The organism is Rossellomorea marisflavi, assembly GCF_022170785.1.
In the GTDB taxonomy this organism is placed as follows: domain Bacteria; phylum Bacillota; class Bacilli; order Bacillales; family Bacillaceae_B; genus Rossellomorea; species Rossellomorea marisflavi_B.
In genome coordinates, this window is the sequence record NZ_CP081870.1 from 3,000,383 (window position 1) to 3,011,808 (window position 11,426).

The 11,426-nt window shown below is 48.7% G+C and carries 14 protein-coding genes and 3 other annotated features (1 of these 17 cut by a window edge); of the genes, 3 read left to right on the plus strand and 11 right to left on the minus strand.

Going from position 1 to position 11,426, the window contains the following annotated elements; genetic code table 11:
• Positions 1–159: a binding site (T-box leader), on the minus strand; it reaches 74 nt to the left of the window's first position.
• 37 nt (positions 160–196) lie between these two features.
• A complete protein-coding gene (locus K6T23_RS15705) occupies positions 197–964 on the minus strand; it encodes a TrmH family RNA methyltransferase (RefSeq protein WP_238281688.1) in 768 nt (255 codons plus the stop codon).
• 123 nt (positions 965–1,087) lie between these two features.
• Between K6T23_RS15705 and sspI the strand changes: the two genes are divergently transcribed.
• Together sspI and K6T23_RS15715 are read left to right on the plus strand one after the other, a co-directional pair.
• On the plus strand, positions 1,088–1,303 hold the full coding sequence (gene sspI, locus K6T23_RS15710; RefSeq protein ID WP_053426380.1) for a small acid-soluble spore protein SspI: 216 nt from the start codon (positions 1,088–1,090) through the stop codon (positions 1,301–1,303).
• A 129-nt stretch (positions 1,304–1,432) separates the two neighbouring features.
• The gene (locus tag K6T23_RS15715) at positions 1,433–1,981 is read left to right on the plus strand and encodes a cysteine hydrolase family protein (RefSeq protein WP_056534984.1); all 549 of its coding nucleotides are present in this window, start codon (positions 1,433–1,435) and stop codon (positions 1,979–1,981) included.
• 44 nt (positions 1,982–2,025) lie between these two features.
• On the opposite strand, the gene K6T23_RS15720 is transcribed toward K6T23_RS15715, so the two are convergent.
• Positions 2,026–3,111 carry a M42 family metallopeptidase gene (locus K6T23_RS15720; RefSeq protein ID WP_056534982.1) on the minus strand — a complete coding sequence of 362 codons (1,086 nt, stop codon included), beginning with the start codon at positions 3,109–3,111 and terminating at the stop codon, positions 2,026–2,028.
• Positions 3,112–3,179: 68 nt separating this feature from the next.
• Positions 3,180–3,665, minus strand: coding sequence for a dUTP diphosphatase (locus tag K6T23_RS15725; RefSeq protein WP_056534980.1), 486 nt, complete (start codon positions 3,663–3,665; stop codon positions 3,180–3,182).
• A 129-nt stretch (positions 3,666–3,794) separates the two neighbouring features.
• On the opposite strand from K6T23_RS15725, the gene K6T23_RS15730 reads away from it, so the two are divergent.
• On the plus strand, positions 3,795–4,184 hold the full coding sequence (locus K6T23_RS15730; protein ID WP_079516598.1) for a sigma-w pathway protein ysdB: 390 nt from the start codon (positions 3,795–3,797) through the stop codon (positions 4,182–4,184).
• Positions 4,185–4,222: 38 nt separating this feature from the next.
• Here K6T23_RS15730 and K6T23_RS15735 read toward each other — a convergent pair whose 3' ends face one another.
• From K6T23_RS15735 to dnaI, 8 genes are all read right to left on the minus strand, one after another.
• Complete coding sequence (locus K6T23_RS15735) at positions 4,223–4,792, minus strand: TVP38/TMEM64 family protein (RefSeq protein WP_079516599.1); 570 nt, start codon at positions 4,790–4,792, stop codon at positions 4,223–4,225.
• Between the two features lie 78 nt (positions 4,793–4,870).
• A complete protein-coding gene (locus K6T23_RS15740) occupies positions 4,871–5,143 on the minus strand; it encodes a DUF1294 domain-containing protein (protein ID WP_056534974.1) in 273 nt (90 codons plus the stop codon).
• 62 nt (positions 5,144–5,205) lie between these two features.
• Positions 5,206–5,565 (minus strand): 50S ribosomal protein L20, encoded by a 360-nt coding sequence (gene rplT, locus K6T23_RS15745; protein WP_048006313.1) that lies wholly within the window; start codon positions 5,563–5,565, stop codon positions 5,206–5,208.
• A gap of 30 nt (positions 5,566–5,595) precedes the next feature.
• Positions 5,596–5,796, minus strand: coding sequence for a 50S ribosomal protein L35 (gene rpmI / locus K6T23_RS15750; RefSeq protein WP_032087387.1), 201 nt, complete (start codon positions 5,794–5,796; stop codon positions 5,596–5,598).
• Between the two features lie 22 nt (positions 5,797–5,818).
• Positions 5,819–6,322, minus strand: a complete 504-nt coding sequence (gene infC, locus K6T23_RS15755; protein WP_053426373.1) for a translation initiation factor IF-3 — start codon at positions 6,320–6,322, stop codon at positions 5,819–5,821.
• Positions 6,323–6,403: 81 nt separating this feature from the next.
• Positions 6,404–6,536: a sequence feature (ribosomal protein L20 leader region), on the minus strand.
• A gap of 159 nt (positions 6,537–6,695) precedes the next feature.
• Positions 6,696–8,630: a threonine--tRNA ligase gene (gene thrS / locus K6T23_RS15760; RefSeq protein WP_056534972.1), complete on the minus strand. Its 1,935-nt coding sequence runs from the start codon at positions 8,628–8,630 to the stop codon at positions 6,696–6,698.
• Between the two features lie 83 nt (positions 8,631–8,713).
• Positions 8,714–8,946: a binding site (T-box leader), on the minus strand.
• Positions 8,947–9,013: 67 nt separating this feature from the next.
• Positions 9,014–9,862 (minus strand): sporulation protein YtxC, encoded by an 849-nt coding sequence (gene ytxC / locus K6T23_RS15770; RefSeq protein WP_056534970.1) that lies wholly within the window; start codon positions 9,860–9,862, stop codon positions 9,014–9,016.
• A 637-nt stretch (positions 9,863–10,499) separates the two neighbouring features.
• Positions 10,500–11,426, minus strand: a complete 927-nt coding sequence (dnaI, locus tag K6T23_RS15775) for a primosomal protein DnaI (RefSeq protein WP_056534968.1) — start codon at positions 11,424–11,426, stop codon at positions 10,500–10,502.

Consider the following 11,426-nt stretch of genomic DNA (forward strand, 5'->3'; position numbering starts at 1 on the left):
CGGCATACGCCGGTACATCATTACATTGCTTGGGCAATGGTCCCGATGCCAACTCGAGAGGTGAAATTTCACAGCTGTCCTTCATAAGAGTGCTTTCAGTCGAGGCACTCTCTCCCTGGAGGAATTCCAGATGCTACTTTCCTCTTTCAACGTTTTTCGTATATGAGAACTATTATAGTGAATTATCGGGGAGAATTCAAACCCTTTTCGGTGTCTTCTGATTAAAATGATACATGAGGATGCCTGCAGCAATAGCCACATTCAATGATTCACTCTGCCCGAAAATCGGGATGTAGAGATTTTGATCCGTCATCTTCAATGTATGGGGGGACATTCCGTTTCCTTCGTTCCCCATGATAAGGGCGTATGATGCAGCAGGCTCGACGCCTGTGTATTCCACCCCGTTCTCAAGGGCCGTGCCATAAACCGGGATCCCACGCTCCTGCAGCTCCGGGATCAGCTCGTCAAGATCCATCCGCACGATCGGCAGGTGGAAATGACTGCCCTGGGCAGAGCGAAGGACTTTTTGGTTATAAGGATCCACCGTCCCCTTCCCGAGGACGACCATGTCGATCCCTGCCGCATCAGCCGTCCGGATGATGGTCCCGATATTACCGGGATCCTGGAGCCCGTCCAGGAGAAGGAAGGTACTCGCTTCGACTATGTCTTCCTCCCGTTCCTGCTGCCGGCAGATGGCAAAGATCCCTTGGGTGGTCTCCGTATCGGCGAGAAGGCTTCCGACCTCAGCTGATACGGTGGTGATGGATTCGGCCTCAAAGATCCTAGGCACCTCCACTCCTTCCACGACGACCAGTTCCTGCACGACACCATCCTGCTTCAACGCTTCCTCTACAAGATGGAATCCTTCGATGATATAGGTACGGGTGAGATCCCGTTCTTTTTTGGTCAACAGCTTCTTCCATTGTTTCACGATGGGGTTTTTTGAGGATTGAATATACTTCAATCGTATCCGCTCCTTCAACGTTCTATTCAAATGTCCATTATACCTCAACTTCCATACATAATATACGGGATTTGAGAGACGATAACAATGAATTCCTCATCAACCATAAAGGAGCTGGGCATAATGAGCTTGAACTTACGCAAAGCGATCATACACAATGTGCAGGGCAATTCACAGGATGAACTGAGAGATACCATCGTAGACGCCATTCAGGGAGGCGAAGAGAAGACGCTCCCAGGACTGGGTGTACTCCTCGAGGTTTTCTGGCAGAACGCTGATCCGAACGAACAGAAGATGGTCCTTGAAAAGCTTGAGAATTCCCTTCAACAGCCTCATTAAAACGAATGGCGCGCCTTCATGCAGAAGGCGCGTTTTTCATTTCACTCCAAAAGCCCCATCCCGTGGACGTTTGAGTGAAATCGTGAGTGGTAAAGAAAGGCTAAAAGCTTCGAAAGGGGAAGGAACCAAATGGGTAAAGATAACAGAGCACTCCTCGTGATCGATATGATCAATACGTTCGACTTCGACGGAGGGGAAAACCTGCTTGACCATACCCTTGACGTCGTCGATCCGATCCGGGATCTGAAGAAAAAGGCGAAAGATGCGGGTATCCCCATCATCTATGTCAACGATAATTATGGTCTATGGCAGGACAATATGAACGATATCATCGAGCACTGCAAAAAAGGGAAGGGTAGAGAAGTCATCGAGCGGCTTCACCCCGACACAGATGATTACTTCATCATCAAGCCGAAGCATTCCTGTTTCTTCGGGACACAGCTTGAAATCCTCCTTCACCAGCTGGATATCCAGCACTTGATCCTGACGGGGATCGCGGGGGATATCTGCGTCCTGTATACGGCGAATGATGCATATATGAGAGAATATGAGCTTTCCATCCCGACCGACTGTGTCGCTTCAGAGACGACTGAAGATAATGATAATGCCTTCCGGATCATCACCAAGACGATCGGGGCAGATCTGACCGACTCCCACAAGGTCGATTTCAATCACTGATCATTAGCATGCAAAAAGAGGCGCCCGCGGGCGCCTCTTTTTGATCAATCATACGTAATTTTATCGACGGTTTCACGGTCGAGCTTCTTGATGACCTCCGTGATGAGTTTCACCGCATTTTCGTAGTCATCACGATGAAGCATGGCAGCATGACTGTGGATGTAGCGGGTGGCGATGGTGATGGACAGGGCCGGTACCCCGTTCGCCGTCAGATGGATCGAACCTGAATCGGTCCCTCCCCCGGCGATGCTATCGTATTGATACGGGATGCCCAGTTCGTCTGCCGTTCTGGTGACGGCATCACGCAGGCCTTTATGGGAAACCATGGACGCATCATATAGGATGATCTGTGGGCCATCTCCCATTTTACTTGATGCTTCCTTATCGGAGATTCCCGGTGTATCACCGGCGATCCCGACATCCACACCAAAGGCGATGTCCGGCTGGATTTTCGCAGCAGATGTGCGGGCACCGCGGAGTCCGACTTCCTCTTGGACCGTTCCGACACCGTACACGATATTCGGATGATCGGCATCCTTAAGGTTTTTCAGTACATCGATGGCAATCGCACAGCCGATGCGGTTATCCCATGCTTTTGCAAGGAGCATCTTTTCATTGTTCATCACCGTGAACTCGAAGTATGGAACCACCATATCTCCCGGTTTGACTCCCCATTCCGCTGCTTCTTCGCGGCTGGAAGCACCGATATCGATGAACATATCCTTGATGTCAACCGGCTTCTTACGCGCTTCAGGAGGAAGGATATGAGGTGGCTTTGAACCGATCACACCCGTGATTTCCCCGCTATCGGTCACGATGGTCACCCGCTGGGCAAGCATTACCTGGGACCACCAGCCTCCGACGGTTTGAAAACGCAGGAAGCCCCTGCCGTCGATCTGGGTCACCATGAAGCCTACTTCGTCCAGATGACCGGCCACCATGATCTTCGGACCGTTCTCCAAACCGGTCTTCTTCGCAATCAGGCTTCCCAGGTTATCCGTAGTGATTTCATCGGCAAATGGCTCTATGTATGTTTTCATCACGTTCCGCACTTCGCGTTCATTTCCCGGTACTCCCTTGGCATCGGTCAAATCCTTGAGCATCGTCAACGTTTCGTCAAGTTTCGTCATTGTTTCGCCCCCCTAAATAATAGTCACCTTTATTATACTTGAAAGCTTCAGATTCATCAAAATATTCATTAATACCCTTCTTGCTGACGCTGATAATTCACTTCATTCTTCTTCAGGTAGGATTTAAAGATGTCTTCCGACTTGAACCCGAGGACCCGTCCAAGCTGAAGAAACTGTTGGAAGAGTGCGAGAAGGTTCTCAATGGAGCGCTCCTCCGAGAATCGGTTCACTTCACTGTACACCTTGAGGAATTCCTCTGTCGGATCCCCCTCTTCCAGTACCTCGGGCTCATCGATGGAACGGATGCCGATGTCGATTCCAAGGGAGAGGATGAAGTGGATTCCGTCTACATACTCTTCCAAGATGACCTCTTGCTCGGAAGGGGCCTTCTTGCTCCAAAACTTGAAGCACCTCGTTTCATTCGCCAATTCCCCGAGTTCGACGAGGAGGGCCAGGATTTTTTTATCGACCAGGTCGGCGTCTTGAAGTCCGTGCTCACTTTCGATGTGCCGATCCAGTTCATTCTGCATATTCAATAGCTGATTCCAATCCATTGTGCTCACCTTTCCTTTCTACACTATCTAGTATGACAAATTTTCAGAGGAATTTTAAATAAAACGAAACCTTTTTTTTATCCATCCGTATGTACATGAAGAATCCATATGCCTACGGAGGTAATCTTCATGTTTTTACTGATCCGACTGGTCCTTTTATTGCTCATTATCTATCTTCTGTACCGCTGTGTGAAATATATCCTCAATCCGAAAAGAAAGCTTGAACTGGCAAAGGAACAGCGCAGGTTTTATTTCCTGGATGATCAGGAAAATGTGCACAAGAACTTTCATGTCACCTACAAAGGGGTCCTGTTCGAAGGGGAAAAGTATATGGGGTCCACCGACCATTCCTTCGAGGTGGTCTCGATCTTCGTATGGGCGGAGAACATCGCGACCCTGAAAGGGCTGAACACGGAAGACTTCCACTACGTCCAGAATGAAATCAAGGAGCGGTATCCTGCCGCCAAGATCGACTGGAAGAGTCCCATACATGAACTCCTGAAGAAAAAAGAACGGTAGCACAGCAAAGGGGGCGTCCACCAGGACGGCCCCCTTTCTTATTTGCTCGGAAAGAATTCATTCCATGAAATGACCCGCACCTTTTCCCTGAGAAGATAAAACAGGACAGCCAGGGACAGGATGATCATGACGATGATCGGCGGGGAGAACGTGGTGATGTATTGACCGAATACCGTATAAAAGAATGCCAGGGGAATGTTCGAGAGGAAAGCCGCCCTGAGGAAAGGTTTGAATTCCCTGTGACGCTCAAGGAGACACAGATTGAGGAGCTGATAGTGGACGAACGGGATCAGCTTCAACACCGCGATCTGACCGGTCGTCAATACGGCATTCCGGCCGAACCACTTTTCCTTCAGCTTCAGGAGCCTTTCGGCAAACGTCGGAACCCCTTTGATGACAAAGAAGAAAAGAACAGATAAGAGCGTCAACCCGATCAGGGAATAAATCGTCCCGAACACACTTCCGAACAATAGACCTCCCGCCATGCAGACCAGTGCGACAGGGATGAAGAGGAACTGCCTTAAGATGTGGAACAGAATGAACAGGAAAGGGGCGATAAAACCACTCGCTTCCATGACGGCAAATGCAGCGACTAAACGATCATCCATGATGCAAAACCCCCTACTATGCCTCTGATGATGTTCACGAGCTATTCTATCCTATGAGACGCCCCCTCCTGTCAGAACTCACAAGACAAACCAGATATAAAGTCCCCCATGCAGGATGACCAGCAATGGGAAGCCTAGCCTGAACGCAACATGCTTCGTCTTATGGCGATGGATGCGCATGCCGAAGTAACTGCCGACGCTCCCCCCTAGGATCGCCACCTGCCACAGCGTCCGTTCGCTGATCCGGTACTCCCCCCGCCTTGCCTTTTCTTTGTCGCGACCCATCAGGACGAAACCGGCGATATTGATCACGATGAGATACAGATTCAATGCGATGACCCATGTTTCCATGCAATCTCCCTTTCTCTCTATGCAAAAAGGACCGGCCACCGTGGGCCGATCCCTCAACAAGATTACTTGTTCAATTGTGCTTTTGCTGCGTCAGCCAATTGGTTGAACGCATTGATATCAGAAACCGCTAGCTCAGCAAGCATTTTACGGTTCACTTCGATACCAGCAAGCTTAAGTCCGTGCATCAAACGGCTGTAAGAAAGACCGTTCATACGTGCAGCTGCATTGATACGAGTGATCCAAAGCTTACGGAAGTCACGTTTTTTCTGGCGACGGTCACGATAAGCATACATGTATGATTTCATGACTTGTTGGTTTGCTACTTTATAAAGAGTATGTTTTGAACCGAAATAACCTTTGGCTAATTTAAGAACTTTTTTACGACGTCTGCGAGTTACTGTTCCGCCTTTTACGCGTGGCATAATAATTCCCTCCTATTTCTTACTTGCTTTTTATTTAAGGTTGTCAAGCATATGACGAATGCGTTTGAAATCTCCTTTAGAGACAACAGCAGCTTTACGTAGCTTACGTTTTGCTTTAGTAGATTTATTAGCGAATAAATGGCTTGTGTAAGCGTGAGAACGTTTAAGTTTACCAGAACCTGTTTTCTTGAAACGCTTAGCTGAGCCGCGGTGAGTTTTCATTTTTGGCATGTGCTTTTCCTCCTCGGGTCGATTATTTTTCGTTGACTGGTGCGAGCACCAAGAACATGCTGCGACCATCCATTTTAGGCTTTGATTCAACGGTTGCAACGTCTTTGCACTCATCGGAGAAACGATCGAGTACACGTTGGCCGATCTCTTTGTGCGTGATCGCACGGCCTTTAAATCGGATAGACGCTTTAACTTTGTCTCCTTTTTCAAGGAACTTACGAGCATTGCGAAGTTTCGTATTGAAATCATGGTCATCGATCGTCGGGCTCAGGCGAACCTCTTTCAGATTGATGATCTTTTGATTTTTACGGGCTTCTTTTTCTTTCTTCTGTTGTTCGAACTTAAACTTTCCGTAGTCCATGATACGGGCAACGGGTGGTTTTGCAGTTGGAGCAACGAGAACAAGATCAAGATTGACGCGTTCTGCGATTTCAAGGGCTTCGTTCTTGGTTTTGATTCCAAGCTGTTCACCATTCTGATCGATCAGACGCACTTCACGGGCACGAATCGTTTCGTTTAAGATCATGTCTTTGCTAATAACTAGCCACCTCCAAGGTAATTTAAAAGAATACGCGGTATCGGTTTGCAGCACCCGACCTTCATTTCAGAAACAAAAAAGATGCGAGTGTCGAAACACCCGCATCTGATTATAAAGCACATCGCTTAATTATCATGAAAGTTACCTGGTAACTGCAAAACGCGTCATTCAGGTGAGAAGCGGGATGCCTCTACTTGTACCAAACTGTATTCAATTCACCTTAGATACTATACCATAAGACAATACCAAAGTCAAACCGGTTTGTCACAACGTATTTCATGATAGCATTCATCTCGGTAGAGTGCAACCTTTTTTTGAGGTTTTCCCGAAAGATGCATGCTAACCGGCAAAAAGAAAGACGTTATCCGCGTTTCGCTTCGGATTTCACCATATCAGCAAAGGCATCGAAGGAAAGCGTTTCTGACTTCTGTTCACCATACTTGCGGACATTGACGGCTTTTTCTTTGATTTCGTTATCCCCGACAACGAGCATGTATGGCACCTTGCTCATCTGGGCTTCACGGATCTTGTAGCCGATTTTTTCATTCCGGTCATCAATATCGACACGGAGGCCTTCAGCCTGCAATTTTTCCTGTACTTCTTTGGCATAGTCGAAATGCACATCCGGCGATACCGGGATGACCTGTACCTGAGTCGGTGCGAGCCATGTCGGGAATGCTCCTTTGTACTCTTCGATGAGGAATGCCACGAAGCGTTCCATTGTCGATACGACACCGCGGTGGATAACGACCGGACGATGTTGCTTCCCGTCTTCCCCTACATAAGTGAGATCGAAACGTTCCGGAAGAAGGAAGTCCAGCTGGACAGTGGAAAGGGTCTCTTCTTTGCCGAGGGCAGTCTTCACTTGAACGTCAAGCTTCGGTCCGTAGAAAGCCGCTTCCCCTTCTGCTTCGAAATAGTCGATTTCCAGCTCATCCATGGCTTCTTTCAGCATGCCTTGAGCCTTGTTCCACATCTCGTCGTCATCGAAGTATTTCTCTTTGTCTTCCGGATCGCGGTAAGACAGGCGGAAGGAATACTCGTTGATATCGAAGTCTTTATATACTTCCTGTACAAGATGGACCACACGCTTGAATTCATCCTTGATCTGATCCGGGCGGACGAAGATATGGGCATCATTCAACGTCATTCCACGTACACGCTGGAGGCCAGAGAGGGCACCGGACATTTCATAGCGGTGCATGAGACCCAATTCCGCGATACGGATCGGCAGCTCCCGGTAGCTGTGGATGCTGTTTTTATAAATCATCATATGATGTGGGCAGTTCATCGGACGGAGAACAAGATCTTCGTTGTCCATCTCCATGATCGGGAACATATCTTCCTGGTAGTGATCCCAGTGACCGCTTGTTTTGTAAAGCTCGACGCTTGCGAGTGCCGGAGTATACACGTGGTTGTAGCCCAGGCGCTCCTCTTTATCCACGATATAACGTTCGACGATGCGGCGGACGGTTGCCCCTTTCGGAAGCCACATCGGCAGACCCTGACCGACCTTTTGGGACGTCATGAACAGATCCAGTTCCTTCCCGATTTTACGGTGATCGCGTTCCTTCGCTTCTTCAAGCAGGCGGAGATGCTCTTCCAGGTCTTCTTTCTTGAAGAAAGCTGTACCATAGATCCGCTGCAGCATTTTGTTGTCGCTGTTTCCGCGCCAGTAGGCACCTGCGATGCTGAGGAGTTTGAACTCCTTGATCTTGTTGGTCGACGGGATGTGGATCCCACGGCAAAGGTCGAAGAATTCGCCTTGTTCGTAGATGGATACCTGCTCCCCTTCAGGGATGGCTTCAAGAAGCTCGAGCTTATATTCATCGCCGACTTCCTCATAAATGCGCTGGGCTTCATCACGGCTTACCTCTTTACGGATGACCTCGAGGTTTTCACCGGTGATCTTTTTCATTTCCTTTTCGATCAAAGGAAGATCTTCAGGTGTGAAGGTATGCTCGGAATCGACATCATAGTAGAATCCACCTTCGATGACCGGTCCGATGCCGAGTTTCGTTTCGGGATACAGGCGTTTGATCGCCTGAGCCATCAAGTGGGCTGTACTGTGGCGCAAGATTTCCAGGGCGTCTTCACCTGGTGGAGTGATGATTTCGATGCTTCCATCGCTTTCAATTCCTGTCCGGAGATCAATCAGATTCCCATTCACTTTCCCTGCCAATGCCTTTTTCTTCAGACCTGGTGAGATCGAGGCTGCGATTTCCTCTGTTGTTGTCCCTTTTGGGAACTCCTTCACATTCCCATCAGGGAACTGCATTTTCACTACTTCTGACATAGCATATCACTCCTTTTATGATTCATCATTGGCCAAGAATCGGCCGAATAAAAAACAAAAAACCCCGTCTCTCCGTAAATATACGAAGGGACGAGGTTGTACTCGCGGTTCCACCCAACTTTTCATCCCCATCACGGGAATGACTTCATTGTCTTGATAACGACGTTTCGCCGTCGATGACTACTGGGGATAGCCCCGTTCGCAATCGAAGTTCAGAGGTGGTCAATTCATCCTTGCTGATAGGAAGCTTGCAGCCATTCGGCTTCCCTCTCTGTAATCCCGTCCGGAAGATTGTTGTCCTCATCATAACCTGTTTGTATGCACTTAGTATGTAGGTATTATAATCGGTTATGTCCGGAAAAGCAAGAGGGCGCCATCCTATCTTATTCGTTGGCAAGATCCAGGGGGATGCACGGATCGGGGAAGTAGCTGACCGGAAGGATATCCAGTCTGTCTTCAAATATATTTCTCAGGGTGGTGACGATTTTCTCCTCTTCCGTTCCATATACAAAAATGCTTTTCGGTGCAAGCGACAGTAACGGAGCGATGGTGGAGGAATCTACATACAGGGGGTGCTGAAAGAACAATCGTTTATCGATGGCGTTCATCAGCTCTTCCTTCGTCACTTCCGTATAGTGACCATCGAAAAAACGGAAGCCTGTCCTCGAAGGATACAAGTGGATGGTATCGGTCCTCTCTCCCCTGATGGCGAGATACTCCCTCAGCATCTGGATGAACACTTGATATTCCTGCTCCATCTTGTACTCATCAATGGCAAGTCCGAGCATCTCCCTCCATTTATCATGGAGGTTCTTCAACCTGAATGTCGCAAAGGAATCGAACGTGACAGGTGCCGGATGGCAGAGGAGGTTCTGAACTTCTCCCAACACGAGCCCACTCTCATCCCAGTCGGTCAAGAATTCCGTCAGTTCCGGTCGTTCCCCGCTCCTCATTTCTGAAATGATGGCGCAGATCTGGTCCACTTCCTCCGGATCATTGTAATAATAATCCGCTTTAAGGGTCTCTTCCGTCCACCCCTTCCACATCTCGTTGATGATGAAGGTCGTCAGGCTTGTTCCAAGACTGATTCTATCACGGTCGGTCTTCACTTCTATCGAAATTGCATAGTGGCTGCATCTTTGAATCTGCGTTTCCTTTATCCAGGATGGTGCGCACAGATGCTTCTGACATCGCAGTGCATCAGCCTTTCGTCTGAAAATCAATTCTACCAATCGATCCCGCCTCCTTAAAGCCATTTCCCTGCTTTATGTATATGGAGGGCCTGGCCAATTTAGAAGTGGGGGGCGAATAAATTTACAGGACGGGTCCGGGTCGGGCACGTTTTCGGGACTCTGCAAAGGAGGTCTGGACAACACGAAAAGGGATTATTTTTTACCAAGACAATCCATGTGGGTCTTCCCATCGTTCCCTTGCGAGACGGGGTATGCGTGATCGTAGTCGGCTGGCATGCTGCTCTTTCCTCTGGAGTCTTCCGATCAACCGCAGGCACTTCTGTAATCATTGGACAATTGAAAAAGAGGATGGGACAAAACTAAAAGAGGCCCCTTTAATGCCGAACACGATCAGTATAGGATCTTACTACCGCTCATGATCTCCGTGCAAGACTTCGCTTTCCGCGGGTAGCCCGTGAGCCTCCTCGGCACGCCTCCGGGGTCTCACATCAGCTACTCTTCCCGCTGGAGTCTTCGTCTTACACTCCGATCAACCGCTGGAAACGATGAAATTTAAATGTTCATTAAACGAATTTAAAACCCGAATCATTTGCTTTATCGTAGGCACGATTCGGGTTTTACTATGACTAAAACATATTTGTCTTAGCCTCTTCGCTACACGGTTGCACAAGCCACTCTATTCCCGTCTGTTACGTCCATCGATCAGAACGGGTGCGGCCAGGTATTTGATCCTTTCCATGATCCTCGCGGCTTTTAGTTTTTCCTCTTCCCCGCGCTGTGAATAGGTAAGGTGATGGGTCAACTCGCTATGATTGAAGTTGGAGGTGAAGAAGGTCGGCAGGTTTTCAAGCATCCTGTACTGCAGGATCGTACCGAGGATTTCATCCCGCCCCCAACTTGACATCGTTTCCGCCCCGATATCATCGAGCATGAGGATCGGCGCCGTTTTGACGGCATCCAGTTTTTCATTGGTTGTATGATCACCGAGGGACTGCTTGATCTCGCGGAAGAACTCCGGAACATAGACAATCATGGACGAGATCTTCTTCTCGGCGAGCTCGTTGGCGATCGCACCGAGGAGATACGACTTCCCTACACCGAACTTTCCGTAGAAATAAAGGCCCTTCATCTTCTTGCCTTCTTCGTAATCGCGTACGAAGGCCATGGCCTGACGGATTGCTTCCACCCTCCCCTTGGAGTCGGGCTCAAGTTCATCGAAAGAGGCATGAAGGATATCTTTCGGCACGTATAAACTTTTGATCAAACGCTGGGAGCTTGTCCGTTCGTCGTGCACGACTTTCCTCGGACAACGATGATACTCGATATCGATGACACGTCCCCTCACAACAAGATGGGGCTCATACCCTTCCATCATATTCTTGCATTCAGCCAGGGAAGGACATCCGCTGCATTCCTTACTCTGGGAGATGTATTCATATAATTTCATCAGATTCGCATCGATCACATCCCCAGGTACATCCTCCTTCCTGACGAAATCCTTCACATCGGGGTTCGCCAGGATCTCTTTTCTCATGGCGTCATACCGCTCTTGAAAAGAACCGGATGCAGCAAGCCTCTTGAGTGTATGGTTGATTCTTTCCAT